Origin of the sequence: Rhodobacter sp. 24-YEA-8 (assembly GCF_900105075.1) — a bacterium.
Lineage (GTDB): Bacteria > Pseudomonadota > Alphaproteobacteria > Rhodobacterales > Rhodobacteraceae > Pseudogemmobacter.
The window spans coordinates 1808901-1827289 of record NZ_FNSK01000001.1 but is presented as its reverse complement, the minus strand read 5'-3'; the positions used below and the strand labels follow the sequence as shown (position 1 = coordinate 1827289).

The window sequence follows — 18389 nt, the reverse complement described above, 5'->3', positions numbered from 1 at the left end:
GGCGCTGCGCAAATGCACAGCCGGCGCGGATCAGGGGGCCGGGGCCGGAACGGGGGCAGGAACGGGGGCCGCTGCCGGGTCCTGTCCGGGCGTGGTTTCGCCATTTGCGGGCGGCTGCGTCACCGGCTGGGCGGTTTCGGCCGAACATACATTGGTCAGGTCATTATAGCGTGCCACGATCCAGCCAGGCGCATCGGTGGGGATCGCATTGTCGATCGATGCCTGGAAATTCGCGAAGACCTTGGCGGTGCGGGAATTGTCGATCGCGGTGATGGAGTGATTCGCCAAAGCGCGGTCATAGACGATGAAGGCGACTGCGATGAGCAGCACGCCGCGCGCCACACCAAAGACGAAGCCAAGCGCCTGGTCGATGCCGCCAAGCGCCGAGCGCTGCACAATCGACGAGAACAGGGGCGTGAACAAAGCCGCCACGATCAGGCCGATGGCAAAGACCGCCGCAAAGGAAGCCACCACCGACAATTCGCAGCTGTCGGCGAGGAACTGGCCGACCATCGGGATCTCGCGCACGATGGGCATGGCCGAGGGCGCGAAGATGAAGGCCACGATGGCGGCGCCGATCCAGCCGACAATCGCCATGCCTTCGCGGACAAGGCCACGCGAATAGGCGAGAACCGCCGAGAGCAGGATGATCAGGGCCGCGCCGCCATCGACCCAGGTGAAATTGTCCATTCGCTCTCTCCTGCCGGACGCGCCTCAGCCCGCCCCGAACATCTCGCCCGTAAAGGCCGTGAGATCGGCCATTTCGCGCAGTTTCAACCCACCCTGCGCGCCGGGTTTCGATCCCTTGGGCAGTGCCGCCTGTGTGAAACCAAGTTTCGCCGCTTCTTTCAACCTGTTTTCGGTCTGGGATACCGGACGCAGCGCGCCCGAGAGCGAGATTTCCCCGAAAAGCACCATGTCACGCGGGATTGCCACATCTTCGCGCGCCGATAAGAGGGCGGCGGCAACGGCCAGATCGGCGGCAGGCTCGGTCACGCGCATGCCGCCCGCGACATTGAGAAAAACATCAAGCCCGGTGAAAGGGATGCCGACCCGCGCCTCGAGCACAGCGAGGATGGTCGAGAGCCTGCCCGAATCAAGCCCGACCACTGTGCGGCGCGGCGTGCCCAGAGGTGAGGGCGCGACAAGGGCCTGGATCTCGGTCAGGACAGGCCTTGTGCCTTCGATCCCGGCGAAGACAGCGGAACCGGGGGCGGGCGCATCGCGGTTCGCGAGAAACAGCGCCGAAGGGTTGGTGACTTCGGAAAGCCCCCGGCCGGTCATCTCGAAAACGCCGATCTCGTCCGAGGCGCCAAAGCGGTTCTTGACGGCGCGTAAGATGCGGAACTGATGGCCGCGCTCGCCTTCGAAATACAGCACGGTATCGACCATATGTTCGACCACACGCGGGCCGGCGATCTGGCCCTCTTTGGTGACATGGCCCACGATGATGATGGCGACGCCGCACCGTTTGGCGAAGTTCACCAGCTCATGCGCGGCGGCACGAACCTGCGAGACCGAGCCTGGCGCCGCCGCGACCGAGTCGAGCCACATGGTCTGGATCGAATCGATAATGGCAAGGCCGGGGCGTTCGGCATCCAGCGTGGTGAGGATGTCTCTCAGACTGGTCTCGGTCCCGAGCATGACCGGCGCATCGGTGAGACCAAGGCGCTGCGCCCGCATCCGGACCTGGGCTGCCGCCTCCTCGCCGGAGATATAAATGCATTTCAGCCCGGTCTTCGCGAAACTGGCGGCGGCCTGCAACAGAAGCGTCGATTTCCCGATCCCCGGATCGCCGCCGACCAGAATGGCCGAGGCCGGCACCAGGCCGCCTCCCAGCACCAGATCCAGTTCGGATATGCCCGAAGTGGCGCGGGGCGGCGGGGCTTCTTCCGTCGCAAGATCCGTCAGAGCGACCTGCTTGCCCCTGGGGCCCAGCGGTTTCGGACCTGAGGAGAGCGGCGCCTCCTCGATGATCGAATTCCAGGCGCCACAGGCATCGCAGCGTCCGGCCCATTTGCGCGAATTCGCGCCGCAGGCGGTGCAGGTGAAGGAGGGGGCGGATTTGCTCATGCTCTGACCTCGCATGGCGGGGCAGGCGGGGGCAAGAGGGGGCAGCCCCCTCGGCCCTTTCAGGGCCTCACCCCCGGGGATATTTAGAGACAGATGAAAAGGTCTGGCGAGGCTTTGTTGTGCTATTCGGATTGAGGCCGGGCGTGTCCCTTTCCCGGCTATCGTCAGCGCGTGCGTACGGTCTCGGGCGTTCCGTGTGATGTGAAGCGGTTCATGAGTGCGATGCGGATTTGGACCTCTGTATTCTGCCTGTCGAAGTCTTTCGCCATGATGCGCTCTCCCAGAAGTTTGAGGCATCTCATTTTGGCCTCCACACGACTTTGTCGGTGATATCCGGACAATTTCTTCCAGTTCCGGGCATTCCGGCGTGGCGGGTGGAGGGCATGAACGTCACTGGTTCAAGAGAATGCCCGACGTTGCATCTGCACCCAGTGCCGCGATGGTGGTGTGACAGCCTTTGGTGTTGTAGATGCCATCGGCGGTAACGCTGCTGATCTGTTCTTCCGCGGAGATCTGTGCCAGAAGATCCGGCAATACCAGGCGTCCCCTATACGGTTGTTGGACATCTCCACGGCCCACACTTCCAGAGTATCAGCGTCAATGCCAATGTGGATCTTGTGCCATTGCCTGCGGCGGCTGGCCCCGTGTTTACGGACCTGCCACGCGCCTTCGCCCGAGAACTTGATGCGACCTCACCGGTTCGCTTGAACCGGTGGCGCTTACCGGCTCGATGTCAACCAGCAGATGCTGCGGTCCGGACGCCGCAGGATATGGGATCTGCACCCTCAGGTGCTTCTGCCGACGGCAGAGCGTCATGTACTGAGGAGGATCAGCGATCCTTCCAGTGGAAGGATCGCCCGACGAAGGGCGCCGGCCAGTCGAGCCCGGCCAGTGCCAGAAGGCTCTCCACGAACCCCGTCGTTTGCCGTACGGCAGCCCGAACAGCACCTTGAGCGAGAGGCAAAACGGGATGGCCACCGCCGAGAACCTCTCAGGATGACCCGGCTTACCGTTCGGCGCCGCGAACCACTACATCTCCGGGTCAAACCAAACCATCAGTGCCCCGCGCCGCTTCAGAGCCTGGCTGTAACTGAACCAGTTCGTCGTGCGGAAAAGAGGGATCGACTTGCTCATGGCGCCAATCTGCCCCGCTGACTCAAAAACATGAATCCGTGAACCGACCGGATAGTGCATATGTATAAACGCCCCTTGCGCCAGAGTGTTTTCAGAGCTGTTCTGCGCGGTGTCGGATGCTGACATGTATCCGGCCTCATGATGCGGCCGTCTCCATGCCGCGGGCCCGTATGGTGTTCTCGGATCAGGTCCAAATCAACGCCGCGTGCTCAAAGGCGCGTGTTGCATAACTGGTTCTCCTGACCCCGTCTCACGACCGTTGCGCCAGACTGCTCTCAGCCCTCCTCCGCTCCGACGTCTCGCGACCGCTGACGGGGTTTATGCCGCCATGGCCGGAGCCCGGCAGACCTCATTCGTCTTCAGGATCGCCCAGACGATCCGTGCTATCTTATTGGCCAATGCCACCCTGACCAACATCGGTGGCTTGCGCGTCAGCATGTTACCGAGCCAGGTGCCCGGTTGTGCCGCAGCATGGCAGTGCCGTTTGATGATGAAGCTGTTGGCGCCGATGATCAGCAGCCTCCTCAGGGAGCGTTCGCCCATCCTGGTTGTAGCCTCCAACCCCTGCTTCCCGCCCGTCGAATGCTGCCGCAGGGTGAAGCCGAGCCAGGCGGCAAAGTCGCGCCCCTTGCGAAAGACCTCCGGAGGCGGCCCCAGTGAGGCCCGCGCCGTGGCGGGCAGGTCCGAAGCCTCGCTTTCGATCAGTGCGATCAACCGGCTCACGTTCCTCACGCCTTGAGGCACGACATGACCATATTCGCCCAGATGTCCGCGCAGGGCGTTGATTGCCTGGGTCCGCTGTCGGATCAACAGCGCCCGGACGCGAAAGACGCTGGCCGCGCCCTGCGTTTTCTCGGTCTTGATAGGGACAAAACGCATGCTCGGACGCTATGCCGTCTCGCAAATCGCCTCGGCATCGTTCGCATCGTTTTTCTGACGTTTGACGAACGGCTTCACATAGGCGGGCGGAATGAGCCTGACGTCATGGCCAGGCTTGACCAGTTCCCTCGCCCGGAAATGCGCGCCTCCGCAAGCTTCCATCGCCACCAAACAAGGCGGCAGCGTCGCGAAGAAAGCCAACACCTACGCGCGCCGCAGCTTCTTTCGGAGCACGGCGGCGCCGCGAGCATCAGCGCCGTGGGCTTGATATACATTCTTCGCCAGATCGAGTCCGACAATGGTAATCTCCGACATGACCGCCTCCCAGAATGGAGTGTTGCGATCCCACCTTGGCACGTCGATGCCGTCGGGGGCGGTTACATCATCAACGCCAATCTGTGGATCACCTCGCGGCGATCAGATGGGTAAACATGCCAATCTGAAATCCAAAAACCGCGTGGTAGCCTCTGAATGGCTCCGCCGAAGGCTTCCGCCGCCCGGCCAGAGGAGACCGGGCAACCCGTCAGACGGCCGGCAGCCCCCAGGCCTTTGCGGTCAGTTCCAGCGAGCGGCGCCGTGCGGCGGGGTCCCAGATATCCGAGACGATGATGAATTCATCCGCTTTGGTGCGGGTCTGAAGGGCGGCAAGCCCGGCTTTCACCTCATCGGGCGTGCCGACCACAGTGCAACCCAGCATCCGCGAGACCTGGCTTTCCTCGCGGATGTTCCAATAGGTGCTGATATCGTCGATCGGTGGCTGCGACAGGCCGCGCGCGCCACGGAAAATACCGGTGAAGCTCATCTGAGCTGTTGTGAAGAGGCGGCGGGCCTCGGCACTGGTCTCAGCGCAGATCACATTGACGCCGACCATGGCATAGGGCGTGTTCCGTTGCGCCGATGGTTTGAAACGTGAGCGGTAGATATGCAGCGCCTCATCAAGGTAATCTGGCGCGAAATGCGAGGCGAACCCATAGGGCAGGCCCAGTTCTGCCGCCAGCATGGCACCGAATTCAGACGAGCCGAGGATCCAGAAATCCACCTCGGTTCCGGCGGCGGGCCAGGCACGGATATAGCCCGGCTCATCGGCAGGCGCGAACCAGTGCATCAGCTCCATCACCTCTTGCGGGAAGCGTTCGGCGGCTCCGGCCGGGGTGCGGATGGCGCGCAGCGTCGCCTGATCGGTTCCCGGCGCGCGACCAAGGCCCAGATCGACGCGGCCTGGAAAAAGCGATGCCAGCGTGCCGAATTGCTCGGCAATGATATAGGGTGAATGGTTGGGCAACATGATCCCGCCCGATCCGATCCGGATCCGCCTGGTGTGCTGCCCGGCATGGGCCAGCACCACCGCAGTCGCGGCCGAGGCAATGCTTTCCATATTGTGATGCTCGGCCACCCAATAGCGATGATAGCCCAGCCTGTCCGCAACGGTCGCAATGCTCTGGGCCTCGGACAGCGCGTTGCCCGCATCAAATCCCTCGCGCACCCGGACAAGATCAAGAAGGGAAAGTGGAATATTGTCAGTCATTTGCAGGTCTCTCCGTGCCGGGAATGCGCCCGGCATCCCAGGCGATCAGGATCGAGGTAAGCACGCAAAGGGTGAAAAGCCAGAGGCCCCAGGCGGTTTCTATTGTGACCCAGCCGGCGCCTTTTGCGACCAGGATATAAAGCGCGATCAGGAAAACATCCGCCATGGCCAGCTTGCCAAGGAACTGCAGCACCGGCAACACGGCGCGGGAAAGCAGGTCAAACTGTAAAAGCGCAAGTCCGATGGTTTTGAGATAGGGCGCAAACACCGCAAGAAAGGTCACCAGCAAGGCAAGGGCGGGATCCGTGCCCCAGAGCGTTTGCAACCCGGTGATGACGGATATCTCATCCATGCCGAACAGCGGCAGCAAGGCCGCGCGCATCAGCGGTGCGAACCAGGCGATGGGGAAGAGAACCAGAAGCGAGAGATTGAGCCAGCGCATGGCGGCAGCTTGCATCCGCTCGGGGCGAGGTCAAGGGGAGCGCGGAAGAGGGGGGCGCTGCCCCCGGCCCGGCTCCGCCGGTCCCCCCCGGGGATATTTAAGAGACAGATGAAAAGAACTGCGCTGCGCTGATTTCATCTGTCTCTTAAATATCCCCGCCGGAGGCTTCCGCAATCTGTCAGAGGCGTTCAGCTGCGGGGATCTGGCCGGAAGGGGCCGGGTTTCGGCAGGGTCACGACGTTGCCTTCGGGCTCGCCACGTTCTTCGATATCGACGGCATAGCCGAGCCCGGGCAGGATCTCGCGCAGATCGGCCTCGAGCCGTTTCAGCTGGGTCCTGGCCTGGTGTTCCTCGGCCTCAATAGCGGCAAGCCAGCGGCGCATTTCGTCGCAGATGCCGCGCGCGAGCCGCAGCCGCTCGTTCAGCGCATCGATTTCCTGCTGGCGCTGTTCCAGGAAGCCTTTTGCCCGCGCCACTTTTGCGTCGGAATAGGTCTGGGCCAGGGCACGGGTCTCATGGCTCATCTGTGCCGCGAGCTGCAGCAGCTCCGGCTCCAGCCCGGCGAAATCGGGGTGTCGGCGCAGTTCTTCCATCCGCGCGCGGATCGAATCGAATTCCGCAGACAGACCGAAGAGCCCGCTGCGGTCCGCCTCATGCGACATCCGATAGGCGCGGGCGACATCCGAGACGCCCATCGCAAAGCTGCGATGCCCGGCCTCGAGCCGCGCCATGCGGCTGTTTGCGGGCAACCAGAAGACCAGCATCGCCAGCAGCGCGGTCAGGCCGATCTGCAGCCACATGCCTGCATTGGCAACCGGCGCGCCACCCAGCGACAATGCGACTTCCGGCCAGGCGCTCCAGCCGAGGGCTGCGAAAAGGCTGGCCCCAATCAGGATCAGGCAGGCCCCGAAAATCGCGGCATGGGCACAGACCTGGCCGGCAGCTAAAACCCTGCGCAAAGCTGCGCGATCATCTGAAAACATGCCCAACCCCCGTTACGGCCTTTTCAGGCAAAGGCTGAACATCTTAAATTTGCAAGGAAAAACCAGAATTTACGGGTGAGTGAGAAACTGAATCCTGTGGAAATCCGGGACTGTTTCCATCCTGTCAACGTTCTGCGCGGTGTGGTTGTGCTTGGCTCAGTGCGACAGCGCGCGCACCAGCGCCACCAGACAGGCGATCACGATGGTCACCAGGTGTGACACCACCCAGCCATGTGCCCAGACCGGGCTGGGCCAGCGGTTCCAGACATGGGCGCCCCAGGCGGCCAGCACCGAGACCCATAGCAGGGTCGAGACCAGCACCGATACAGCATGGCCCGACGGATCGGCGAAATGCAGCGGCAGCGCCAGCCATACCAGCGTGATCAGCGCAAGACCCGTCAGGCGGAACGCGCCGTTATGGCGCCGCCGTATCCCCGTCAGCCCGGCCACCAGAACCACCGCCGGGAAAAGCAGCAAGAGCCATTGCATCACCGGCGACGGCGTCAGGAGCCGGTTGAGAAAGTCGCTTTCCATCACAGCCTCAGCGCAGGGAAGGGATCGGGCCTTCGGCGCGACCATGAATGAACTGTTGCACGTAAGGGTCTGATGTCTGGTCCATTTCAGTGACAGACCCTGTCCAGCGTACGATGCCTCCATGCAGCATCGCGACCTTGTCGGCAATGGCGCGCACGCTGGTCATGTCATGGGTGATTGTCATTGCGGTCGCGCCCATCTCACGCACGATCTCGCGGATCAGCTCATTGATCACCCCCGACATGATCGGGTCGAGACCAGTGGTCGGCTCATCGAAGAAGATGATCTCCGGATTGGCGGCAATGGCGCGGGCGAGGCCGACGCGCTTTTGCATGCCGCCCGAGAGCTCGGCCGGGAAGAGGTCGGCGACCTGGGGGCCAAGACCCACGCGGCGCAGTTTCTCGATCGCGATTTCCCGCGCCTCGCGTTTGGGGCGTTTCAGGCTGCCGCGCAGCAGGCGGAAGGCGACATTCTCCCAGACCGGCATCGAATCGAACAAAGCCGCGCCCTGGAACAGCATCCCGAACCGCGCCAGAAAGGCGTCGCGCTCGTGACGCGCCACATCCTGGCCGTCGAGCGTGATCGTGCCGCGATCCGGCTTGACCAGCCCCAGTACCGATTTCAGCATCACCGATTTGCCGGTGCCCGAGCCCCCGATGATCACCATGCTCTCGCCGCGCGCGATGCTCAGATCGACGCCGTTCAGGACCTGGTTGCTGCCAAAGGCCTTATATACGCCGCTGAGCTCTATCATGCCGAGAAGAAGGCCTCTGTAAGCAGGTAATTGGCGGCGAGGATCAGCACCGAGGCCGAGACCACGGCAGATTTGGTCGCAGCCCCCACGCCCTGGGCGCCACGCCCCGAATTCATCCCATGCCAGCAGCCCATCAGCGCCACGATGAAGCCAAAGACCGCACCCTTCACGAGGCCCGAGCCAATATCCCAGACCTGCAGGAAATCGACTGTGTTCCTGATATAGGTGGCCGAGTTGAAATCAAGCCGCGTCACGCCCACAAGCCAGCCGCCCATGATCCCGATGGAATCACCAACCGCGACCAGCACCGGCAGCGTCAGCACCGCAGCCAGCAGACGCGGCACGGTCAGATATTTCATCGGATCGGTCGAAAGCGTGGTCAGGGCATCGATCTGTTCGGTGACTTTCATCGTGCCGATCTCGGCGGCGATGGACGAGGCCACCCGTGCCGCCACCATCAGCCCGCCTAAAACCGGGCCAAGCTCGCGCGCCATGCCAATGGCGACGATCTGCGGCACCACCGCCTCGGCCCCGAAACGGTTGCCGCCGGCATAGATCTGAAGCGCCAGCGCGCCGCCGGTGAAAATCGCGGTCATGCCCACAACCGGCAGCGAGAACCAGCCGATCTGCATCACCGCCTGGCCAAATTCGCGCCAGTAAAACGGCGGCCGGAAGATGTGGCTCACCGCCACCATCGCGAAAAGCGCCACCCGCCCGATCGCTGCAAGCAGCTCCAGCACCGGCCGCCCGAGTGCCGCCAGAAACGCCGCCGGCCGTCCGTTCAGCATCCCCGTCACCCGCGCGTCTCGAGATAACGGCGGCTGTAGCGCTTGCCGAGCCCGGTAAGGATCTCATAGCCGATGGTGCCGGCCGCATCGGCCAGATCATCTACCGACTGATGCTGGCCGAGAATGTCGAGGCTTTTCGGGATCTCTTTCAGATGGGTGACATCGACGGTGATCAGATCCATTGAAACCCGGCCGATCAGCGGGCAGGGTGTGTCGCCATCCCACAAGACCGCATTGTTCGAAAGCCTGCGCGGCAGCCCGTCGGCATAGCCGGCAGCCACCGTGGCGATGACCGAGGGCATTTCCGGCTCCCATGAGGCGGCATAGCCGACCACTTCGCCGGGCATCACATCGCGGGTCTGGATCACCGGCAAAGACAGGGTGACAACGCGTTCGGCCATCTCAAACGGCCGCCCGCCATAAAGCCCGATCCCGGCGCGGGTCAGGTCAAAATGATATTTCGGCCCCAGCAGGATGCCCCCCGTGGCAGCAAAGCTGCGCGGCAGGCCGGTGCCATCGGTCATCTCATGGAAGGCCTCCAGCTGCGCCTGGTTCATGGGATGGTCCGGCTCGTCGGCGCAGGCGAGATGGCTCATCAGCATGACCGGGCCGGCCTCGATGATGATCGGCGCCACCGCCTGCCATTCCACCGGCTCAACACCGAGCCGGTTCATCCCGCTGTCGAGCTGCACCCCGAACGGATGGCCCGGCAACGCCTCCAGATGGCGGGTGATCTGCTCGAGGCTGTTGAGCATCGGCGTCAGCTCAAGATCATTGAGCATCTCGGTGTCGCCGGCCATATGACCCGAGAGAATATTGATCTGCGGTCCGGGTCCAAGCGCCTGACGCACCGCCGCGCCTTCTTCGGCGGCCGCGACAAAGAACCGCCGTGCCCCGGCCCAGGCCAGTGCCCGCGCCACCTTGCCAGCGCCCAGACCGTAAGCATCGGCTTTGACCACGGCAGCGGTCTGCACTTCGGGCGCGGAAAGACGGTCCAGCGCGCGCCAGTTGGCGGCGATGGCGTCGAGATCAATGGTGAGGGACGATGTGGCCATGAGGATAACTTCCTGGCATCTGGAAATCTGGGGTCAAGGGGGAAATCGCGGCGCCTCTGGTCAGGCAGGGAGCCTCCGGCGGGGATACTTAAGGACAGATGAAATCGGCATTGTCTTTCATCTGTCCTTAAATATCCCGGGGGTGAGGGGGCAGAGCCCCCTCTGCGCCCTCAGCCATCAAAAGCCCCCATCCGGGCCGGCGCCGCCATCCCAGGGCCGGGCGAGGTTGCCAAAGCGGGTGAAACGGCCCTCGAAGGAGAGTTCCACCGAACCGATCGGCCCGTGGCGCTGCTTGCCGAGGATGACTTCTGCCTTGCCATGGCATTGTTCCATGATCTGCTGCCAGGCCGCCATTTTCTCCAGCTCATGATCGCCGGGTTTTTCGCGTTCTTTGTAATATTCCTCGCGATAGACGAACATCACCACATCCGCGTCCTGCTCGATCGAGCCGGATTCCCGCAGATCCGAGAGCTGCGGCCGCTTGTCTTCCCGGCTCTCCACCTGGCGCGACAGCTGTGACAGCGCGATCACCGGCACGTTCAGTTCTTTGGCGATGGCCTTCAGGCCTTGCGTGATTTCGGAGACCTCCTGGACCCGGTTCGCCTCTGAGCTTTTCGACGAGCCCTTCAGAAGCTGCAGGTAGTCGATCATCAGCACATCCAGCCCATGCGTCCGCTTCAGCCGCCGCGCCCGCGCTGCGACCTGGCTGATCGGCAGCGCCGGCGTGTCGTCGATATAAAGCGGGCAGCTCTCCAGCGATTTCGCGGCGTCGACGAAGCGGCGGAACTCGGGCTCGGTCATATCGCCGCGCCGGATCTGTTCCGACGGAACCTCGGAGGCCTCGGAGAGGATCCGCGCTGCCAGCTGCTCGGCCGACATCTCGAGCGAGAAGAAGCCGACCACACCGCCCTCGACCGCGCCCTCATGCCCGTCGGGCTTGCGGCCGCGCTTATAGGCCTTGGCCACGTTGAAGGCGATATTGGTCGCAAGCGAGGTTTTTCCCATCGAGGGGCGCCCGGCGAGGATGATCAGGTCGCTCTCATGCAGCCCGCCCATCTTCTTGTCGAGATCGACCAGCCCGGTCGAAATCCCTGCCAGACCGCCACCACGCTGATAGGCGGCATTCGCCACATTGACCGCATCGGTTGCGGCCTTGAGGAAGCTCTGGAAGCCGCGCTCGGCTACCCCCTGTTCGCCCAGCTTGTAAAGCCGCTGTTCGGCCTCGGTGATCTGGGCGCGCGGCTCGGAGTCGATATCGATCTTGCCGGCGCGGTCGGCGATGTCCTTGCCGAGCTGGATCAGCTCACGCCGCACTGCCAGATCATAGATCATCTGCGCATAGTCGCGGGCCGCAAAGGCCGAGATCGCGGCACCCGCCAGGCGCACCAGATAGGCGGCACCGCCGAGCTCTTTCAGCCCCTCATCCTCTTCGAGAAACGCCTTCAGCGTTACCGGCGAGGCCAGGGCATTCCTCTGGATCCGCGAGGCGGCGATGTCAAAGATGCGGCGATGCACCGGGTCGTAGAAATGCTCGGTCTTCACCACACTGGCGATGCGGTCATAAATGTCATTATTGACGAGGATCGCACCGAGCAGCTGCTGCTCGGCTTCGATATTCTGCGGCAGCGCCTCTGTCACGGCCGGCGCCGGCAGATCGCTGCGGATTTTCGCGACTTCGTTCATGATCACCTGCGCCCCATTAAGGGATCAGCTTTAGCCTGTCAGGGCGCGTCAGAGCAACCGCTGCACAGGTCTGTGGAAAAGTGACAGGATAAGCCTGCTCTGGCAGAGTGGCCTGGGGTATCTGAGCCTGAGCATACCATATCTTGCGTATCCTGTCTGGAGGAAAGACAGGTTTCGCGATTCGTATGTGGGCCTCGGCGGGGCCGGGGGGCGGAATACTGAAATATTATCCGCGTCCCGGGCCAGCCCGGCGGTTTCCCGCTCTACTTCGCGCGGGCCGCCTGCCAGCCACGCGGGTCATTGAGGAAGTCTTCGACACCCTCCAGCGTTTCCTGGTCGAAGGAGCCCTGAGCTTTCGCCTCGGCCAGCATATCCCACCAGGTGCAGAGCCAGGACAGGCTGACGCCATGTTCGGCCAGCCGCGCCTCGGTCTCTTTGAAAATGCCGTAATAGAAGATCACGGTCGTATGGTTGCAGGTGGCGCCTGTCTCGCGGATCGCATCGACAAAACTGAGTTTCGAGCCGCCATCGGTGGTCAGGTCTTCGACCAGCAGCACGCGCTGCCCCTCGGTCATGGTGCCTTCAATCCGGGCATTGCGCCCATAGCCTTTCGGCTTCTTGCGCACATAGGTCATCGGCAGCGCGAGCCGCTCGGCCACCAGCGCCGCAAAAGGAATGCCCGCCGTCTCGCCGCCTGCGATATTGTCGAATGCCTCGAACCCGGCCTCGCGCATCACGGTCACTGCCATGAAATCCATCAGCATCGAGCGGATGCGCGGATAGGAGATCAGCTTGCGGCAGTCGATATAGGTCGGCGAGGGCAGGCCGGAGGCCAGGGTAAAGGGTTCGCGCGCATTGAAATGCACCGCGCCGATTTCCAGGAAGGCGCGGGCGGTGAGACGGGCGATCTCTTCTTTCGACGGGAAGGCGGCGGGGATCATTCTTTGCTCCTTTGCAGCGTCCTTCTGAGAAAATACTCCCGCGGGGCTTCCCCGACTGGCCAGAGGTGCCTCCGGCGGGAATATTCAGATCAGGAGGAAGTCAGTTTTCGACCGACCAGTGGACGGGGAAGCCGGGGTTGAAGACGGTAACCGGGCCAGCGCCGGTTTCGATTTTTTCCGGGAAAGTGGTGGGGGCATCGCGTTTGGTGAGACGCAGCTTCGCCTCATTGACCGGCAGCCGGTAGAAAGCGGGGCCATTCAGCGAGGCGAAGGCCTCGAGCCGGTCGAGCGCGTTTTCTTCTTCGAAGACATGCGCGAGGAGCGGCATCGTATTCGTCGCGGTGAAACAGCCGGCGCAGCCGCAGGCATGTTCTTTCAGCGCGTCGATATGGGGCGCGGAATCGGTGCCTAGGAAATAGCGCGGGCTGCCCGAAGTGGCGGCACGGCGCAAAGCCTGGCGGTGTTTCTCGCGTTTGGCGACCGGCAGGCAATAGTAATGCGGTTTGATCCCGCCCACGAGGATATGGTTGCGATTGATGATCAGGTGATGCGTGGTGATCGTGGCCGCCAGCGTCTCTCCACCTTCGCCCGCATAGGCGACACCTTCTTCGGTGGTGATATGCTCCATCACCACCCGCAGCTCCGGCAGACGTTTGCGCAGCGGATCCAGTACCGTGTCGATGAACACCGCCTCGCGGTCGAAAATATCGACCTCGGCCGTTGTCACTTCGCCATGGGTGCAGAGCGGCAGGCCGATCCCTGCCATTTTCTCAAGCACCGGCATGACCTTATCGAAATTCCGCACGCCGGAATGAGAATTGGTCGTGGCGCCCGCAGGGTAGAGCTTGACCGCTTTGATCAGCCCCGAAGCCGCCGCCTGCGCCACATCGGCGGGGTCGGTTTCCTCGGTCAGGTAAAGGGTCATCAGCGGCTCGAACGCCATGCCTTCGGGCAGGGCGCTCAGGATGCGGTCGCGGTAAGCGCTTGCGTCTTTCGCGGTCACAACGGGCGGCACCAGGTTGGGCATGATGATTGCGCGGGCGAAATCGCGCGCGGTTTCAGGCAGCACGCCCTTCAGCATCGCGCCATCGCGCAGATGCAGATGCCAGTCATCGGGGCGGCGGATCTCAAAGCTGTTTTCCATACCCCGCAGCTAGCCGAAACCGCGTGTCTTTGCCAGAGACTTCCGTCAGGATCGGGAGGGATCGCAGAGGAGGGAATCCAATGGCCAGCCATATGGGCGGATGTCAGTGCGGGGCCGTGCGCTACAGTGTCGATGTCTCGCTGGAGGCGCCGCTGATCTGCAATTGCTCGCGATGCAGCCGGATCGGCGCGGTGCTGGTTTTCGCGCCTGCGGCCGGTTTTGCGCTGGAAAAGGGCGCCGGCGCCAGCACGGAATATCTTTTCCATGATCACGTCATCCGGCATTACTTCTGTAAGACCTGCGGGGTGCAAAGCTATTCCCTCGGCGCGATGCCGGATGGCAGCGAGATTGTGGCGGTGAATGCGCGCTGCCTTGACGGCGTGGATGGCCATGCGCTGGCGGCGCAGGCGAAACTGGTGGATGGAGCGTCGAGATGACACGATTCGCACTGATTGTTCTGATGGCTCTGGCGGGGCAGGCCGGGCAGGCGGCGGCGCAGAATGCCGATTGCGCGACTGCCATGGTGCAGGCCGATCTGAACGAATGCGCCGCTGCGGAATGGCAGGCGGCGGATGTGCTGCTGAACCAGCGATATAAAGAGGCGATGGCGCAGTTGCAGGCATGGGACGCGGATCTGCCCGAGGCGCTGAAGGGCGGGCCGGCAGAGCTGCGCGCGGCACAGCGCGCCTGGATCACCTATCGCGATTCCGCCTGTGCCGCCGAGGGCTACGCGATGCGCGGCGGCAGTGCAGAGCCGTTGCTTGTCTATGGCTGTAAGGCGCGGCTGACCGAGGCAAGGACCGAAGACCTCGTGGGGCTTATCGAAGCAGGCGAGCACTGACAGGGTCTGCCGGCGGGCCGGTCATCCGGGCCCAGTCTGAAGGCTGAGATCTGAGCCGGTGGCTCAGATCTCAGCCTTCGGTCTCTTCTTGCGCGAGGAGTGCTGCGAGGCGCCGCTCGAATCGCGGGAACTGCTGTTCAGACAGAACCTGACGCAACACGCGGATCTGCCGTTTGCGATCGCCCTTGGCCGAAATGGCGGTCAGGAGAGAGCGCACCCAGGCCGGTGACCGGCGGCGCGCGCGCCAGAGCCTGGCGAAATCGGTCGGGGTCAGGGTGCCGGCCATCGCCGCCTGGATCACCTGATCGAGAACCCCGGCGGGCATGCTGCGCTCGGGTTGCTCGCCGCCCCAGCGGGTATGGAGTATGGTGGTCCAGCTGCGCCGGAACAGCGCCGCATGGGCGTTATCGCCGGGCGAAAGCGGATCATGGATCAGCCAGACATGCCCGGCCCCTTCGGTCATGTCGGGGGCATAGCCGTAGCGGCTGGTGAAATCGAGGCGCCGCTGCTCCAGGTGACGACGGTCCCAGCCCGCGATATCGGGGGCGAGCGTCGCGCGCGGCGCCAGCAAAAGCGCCCGGGCCCCGGGGGCTGCCACGACATAAGAGGCGGCGGCGTAGCCTGCCGCGCCCGAGCCGTAAAACAGCACCTGGTCGAAATCGTCAAAAAAGGCGTCATCGACGAGGCGGTCGAAGTAACCCCAGACCTCGGGCGCGCGCCAGAAGGTCTCGCCGCGCGCGATCAGGCACAGCAGCGACCAGCCATTGCGTTTCGCGAGATCCCATGCCGCGGGCATATTGCCGTCATTGGCCTCGATCTGTTCGGCACGTTCAAAGGTGACCAGCAATGTCGTGCCGGTTTCGGCAAAAAACGCCCAGTGGTTCGGGCCAAGCGGATCGAGATAGCCATCCTCATCAGCGACACGTTCCATCGCCGCCAGCCATTCAGTGCCGGGATGTGCCGGAAAGTTGTCGGCACTGTCGGGGAAGGACATCGTCACTCCTGTAGCATTAAGCTGCATTTTGTCGGGTCTGGCCGGGATATCTGGCTCAGGTCTGGCGAAGGGTCAGGCCATTGCGACGCCGCAGGCATCACAGCGAACCACGTGCTGTCGAGTATCGGCAGTCGGGACGGTTGCTGCAAGGGATCACGCCGGAATGTGAACTCTGCATTCGTGAACAATCTGTTGTCTGACGGCTGCGCAATGTGACGCGCAGGTCGCAGGGCAGGTCCTGTCGCGCCGGGAGAAGGCAAATGAAAAGGGCAGATCCGTCAGGATCCGCCCTTTGATGTCACTGACGCGGCAGCGCCGGGATCAGAAAAACGCCTGCAGCCCGGTGATGGCGCGGCCAAGGATCAGCGCATGGATGTCATGTGTGCCCTCATAAGTGTTGACGGTTTCAAGGTTCACCATATGGCGGATGACCTGGAATTCTTCGGAAATGCCATTGCCGCCATGCATGTCGCGGGCGTGGCGGGCGGCTTCCAGCGCGATGCCGCAATTGTTGCGCTTGATCAGCGAGATCATCTCGGGCGCGGCATTGGCCTCGTCCAGCAGCCGCCCGACGCGAAGGCTGGCCTGCAGACCAAGGCTGATCTGCGTCAGCATATTCGCCAGTTTCAGCTGGTAAAGCTGTGTCTGGGCAATGGGTTTGCCGAATTGCTTGCGGTCCAGCCCATATTGGCGCGCGGCATGGAGGCAGAATTCCGCAGCCCCCAGCACGCCCCAGGAAATGCCGTAGCGCGCGCGGTTAAGGCAGCCGAACGGCCCTTTCAGACCTTCGACATGCGGCAGCAGCGCATCCTCGCCGACCTCAACCTGATCCATCACGATTTCGCCGGTGATCGATGCCCGCAGGGAGATCTTGCCCCCCACCTTCGGCGCCGTCAGGCCTTTGCTGCCCTTGTCGAGCACGAAGCCACGGATCTTGCCGCCATGCGCCTCGGATTTCGCCCAGACCACGAAAACATCGGCGATCGGCGCGTTCGAGATCCACATTTTGGACCCGTTGAGCACATAGCCATTCGCGGTTTTCTTCGCGGTGGTCTTCATGCCGGCGGGGTCGGACCCGGCATCGGGTTCGGTCAGGCCGAAACAACCGATCCATTCGCCCGAGGCCAGTTTCGGCAGGTATTTCCGGCGCTGCTCTTCGGACCCGTAGGCGTAGATCGGGTACATGACGAGGCTCGACTGCACCGACATCATTGAACGATAGCCGCTGTCGATGCGTTCGACCTCGCGCGCGACGAGGCCATAAGACACATAAGAGGCGCCAAGCCCGCCATATTCCTCGGGGATGGTCACGCCGAGAAGGCCCATCTCGCCCATTTCGCGGAAGATCGACGGGTCGGTTTCCTCATTGCGGAAGGCTTCAATCACGCGGGGCTGCAGCTTGCCATCGGCATAGGCGCGGGCGGCGTCGCGAATGGCGCGCTCTTCCTCCGAAAGCTGGTCTTCGAGACGGAAGGGGTCCTCCCAGTCAAAGCGCGAAAGGTCCGGCGCATCCTTGGCTTTCAGTTTCGGGCGTGTGCTGCTGGCATCTGACATGGGCTGATCCTCCGGAATCATCTGCTGCCATATTGCATGGAAGGGCGCGGTCAGGGTATCGAAACTCTGTCACCGGATCATGAGGAAAACTCATATGCTGCCGCGTCGCTATCTGCCGTCAATCGCTTCGCTTGCCGCGCTTGAGGCGCTGGAGCGGCTGGGCACAGCCTCGGCGGCGGCGGCCGAACTGTCGCTGACCCAGGGTGCGGTTTCACGGCAGATCCAGCTTCTCGAGGGGCAGCTTGGCGCGCCCCTTGTCACGCGCGAACGCCAGCGGCTGGTTCTGACACCGGCCGCGCGGGATTATGTGGCAGAGGTGCGCAAGGCTATGAAATTGCTGTCAGATGCCTCACTGACGCTCAGGGCGAACCCGTCGGGCGGCACGCTGCATCTGTCGATCCTGCCGGCCTTCGGCATGCATTGGCTGGCCCCACGCCTCGCGGGGTTTGCGGCCGGTCACCCGGAGGTGACGGTGAACCTCTCGACCCGGCTTCGGCCCTTTGATTTCGACGGCACCTTTTTCGATGCCGCCATCCATTATGGCCGCGAAGACTGGCCCGGCGTGAATTACATGAAACTCATGGAGGAAGAGGTGATCGCGCTGGCGGCGCCCTCGCTGATCACGCGCCCGCTGACCGGGGCGGCGGATCTGCTGGCGCTGCCACTTTTGCAGCTGGAAAGCCGGATGGGGGATTGGGGGCGCTGGTTCGGCTGCCATGATCTGCCGGGTCAGCGCCCGCCCGCGATGCTGTTCGACCAGTTCGCCACTATGGCCCAGGCGGCAGTGCATGGGATGGGGGTGGCGCTGCTCCCGACCTTTCTTGCGGCGGGGGATCTCGCTGCGGGGCGGCTTGTGCCGGCCTGGGGCGGGCCGGTCGCGGCCTCGGGCGCCTATTACCTCGTCTGGCCCGCCACACGCGCGGAACGCGCGCCGCTTACTTCGTTTCGGCGCTGGCTTGCTGCAGGGGGCGGCACGGGCGAGGGGCCGGGAGCCGCCGGGGGCGCGACTGATATCCGATGACAGGCGGAACCCCGCTCCGGAACCTGCGTTGCTATCGCATAGCA

17 protein-coding genes and 2 pseudogenes are annotated in these 18389 nt (G+C 63.3%); 3 read left to right on the top strand and 16 right to left on the bottom strand.

Going from position 1 to position 18389, the window contains the following annotated elements:
* Window positions 1–30: 30 nt before the first annotated feature.
* The 14 genes and pseudogenes from BLW25_RS09035 to pyrC form a co-directional block, all read right to left on the bottom strand.
* Window positions 31–690, bottom strand: coding sequence for a CvpA family protein (locus tag BLW25_RS09035; RefSeq protein ID WP_092898326.1), 660 nt, complete (start codon window positions 688–690; stop codon window positions 31–33).
* Window positions 691–714: 24 nt separating this feature from the next.
* A complete protein-coding gene (gene radA / locus BLW25_RS09030) occupies window positions 715–2073 on the bottom strand; it encodes a DNA repair protein RadA (protein ID WP_092898324.1) in 1359 nt (452 codons plus the stop codon).
* Window positions 2074–2237: 164 nt separating this feature from the next.
* A pseudogene (locus BLW25_RS09025) lies at window positions 2238–3207 on the bottom strand (IS5 family transposase).
* 318 nt (window positions 3208–3525) lie between these two features.
* Window positions 3526–4401: pseudogene (locus tag BLW25_RS09020) on the bottom strand (IS110 family transposase).
* Window positions 4402–4609: 208 nt separating this feature from the next.
* A complete protein-coding gene (locus tag BLW25_RS09015) occupies window positions 4610–5611 on the bottom strand; it encodes an LLM class flavin-dependent oxidoreductase (protein ID WP_092898322.1) in 1002 nt (333 codons plus the stop codon).
* On the bottom strand, window positions 5604–6053 hold the full coding sequence (locus BLW25_RS09010) for a paraquat-inducible protein A (RefSeq protein WP_253188325.1): 450 nt from the start codon (window positions 6051–6053) through the stop codon (window positions 5604–5606). The genes BLW25_RS09015 and BLW25_RS09010 overlap by 8 nt, the downstream gene beginning before the upstream one ends.
* A gap of 188 nt (window positions 6054–6241) precedes the next feature.
* Window positions 6242–7036, bottom strand: coding sequence for a DNA repair protein (locus BLW25_RS09005; RefSeq protein ID WP_253188323.1), 795 nt, complete (start codon window positions 7034–7036; stop codon window positions 6242–6244).
* 156 nt (window positions 7037–7192) lie between these two features.
* Window positions 7193–7570, bottom strand: coding sequence for a hypothetical protein (locus BLW25_RS09000; RefSeq protein ID WP_092898318.1), 378 nt, complete (start codon window positions 7568–7570; stop codon window positions 7193–7195).
* 7 nt (window positions 7571–7577) lie between these two features.
* The gene (locus tag BLW25_RS08995; protein ID WP_092898316.1) at window positions 7578–8324 is read right to left on the bottom strand and encodes an ABC transporter ATP-binding protein; all 747 of its coding nucleotides are present in this window, start codon (window positions 8322–8324) and stop codon (window positions 7578–7580) included.
* The gene (locus BLW25_RS08990) at window positions 8321–9112 is read right to left on the bottom strand and encodes an MlaE family ABC transporter permease (protein WP_092898314.1); all 792 of its coding nucleotides are present in this window, start codon (window positions 9110–9112) and stop codon (window positions 8321–8323) included. Before BLW25_RS08990 ends, BLW25_RS08995 begins: the two co-directional genes overlap by 4 nt.
* Before the next feature lie 5 nt (window positions 9113–9117).
* The gene (gene alr / locus BLW25_RS08985; RefSeq protein WP_092898312.1) at window positions 9118–10167 is read right to left on the bottom strand and encodes an alanine racemase; all 1050 of its coding nucleotides are present in this window, start codon (window positions 10165–10167) and stop codon (window positions 9118–9120) included.
* A 177-nt stretch (window positions 10168–10344) separates the two neighbouring features.
* Complete coding sequence (locus BLW25_RS08980; RefSeq protein ID WP_092901775.1) at window positions 10345–11850, bottom strand: replicative DNA helicase; 1506 nt, start codon at window positions 11848–11850, stop codon at window positions 10345–10347.
* Between the two features lie 263 nt (window positions 11851–12113).
* Window positions 12114–12791 (bottom strand): orotate phosphoribosyltransferase, encoded by a 678-nt coding sequence (locus BLW25_RS08975; protein WP_092898310.1) that lies wholly within the window; start codon window positions 12789–12791, stop codon window positions 12114–12116.
* Between the two features lie 100 nt (window positions 12792–12891).
* Window positions 12892–13935 carry a dihydroorotase gene (gene pyrC / locus BLW25_RS08970; protein WP_092898308.1) on the bottom strand — a complete coding sequence of 348 codons (1044 nt, stop codon included), beginning with the start codon at window positions 13933–13935 and terminating at the stop codon, window positions 12892–12894.
* A gap of 80 nt (window positions 13936–14015) precedes the next feature.
* On the opposite strand from pyrC, the gene BLW25_RS08965 reads away from it, so the two are divergent.
* Both BLW25_RS08965 and BLW25_RS08960 read left to right on the top strand, forming a co-directional pair.
* Window positions 14016–14372: a GFA family protein gene (locus BLW25_RS08965; RefSeq protein ID WP_092898306.1), complete on the top strand. Its 357-nt coding sequence runs from the start codon at window positions 14016–14018 to the stop codon at window positions 14370–14372.
* On the top strand, window positions 14369–14776 hold the full coding sequence (locus tag BLW25_RS08960) for a lysozyme inhibitor LprI family protein (protein ID WP_092898304.1): 408 nt from the start codon (window positions 14369–14371) through the stop codon (window positions 14774–14776). The genes BLW25_RS08965 and BLW25_RS08960 overlap by 4 nt, the downstream gene beginning before the upstream one ends.
* Window positions 14777–14846: 70 nt before the next feature.
* Here BLW25_RS08960 and BLW25_RS08955 read toward each other — a convergent pair whose 3' ends face one another.
* The gene (locus BLW25_RS08955; protein WP_092898302.1) at window positions 14847–15770 is read right to left on the bottom strand and encodes a hypothetical protein; all 924 of its coding nucleotides are present in this window, start codon (window positions 15768–15770) and stop codon (window positions 14847–14849) included.
* Window positions 15771–16091: 321 nt separating this feature from the next.
* Entirely contained in the window at window positions 16092–17324 is a 1233-nt protein-coding gene (locus BLW25_RS08950; protein WP_092898300.1) for an acyl-CoA dehydrogenase, read from the bottom strand.
* A 94-nt stretch (window positions 17325–17418) separates the two neighbouring features.
* On the opposite strand from BLW25_RS08950, the gene BLW25_RS08945 reads away from it, so the two are divergent.
* Window positions 17419–18345 (top strand): LysR family transcriptional regulator, encoded by a 927-nt coding sequence (locus tag BLW25_RS08945; protein WP_253188322.1) that lies wholly within the window; start codon window positions 17419–17421, stop codon window positions 18343–18345.
* Window positions 18346–18389 lie beyond the last annotated feature (44 nt).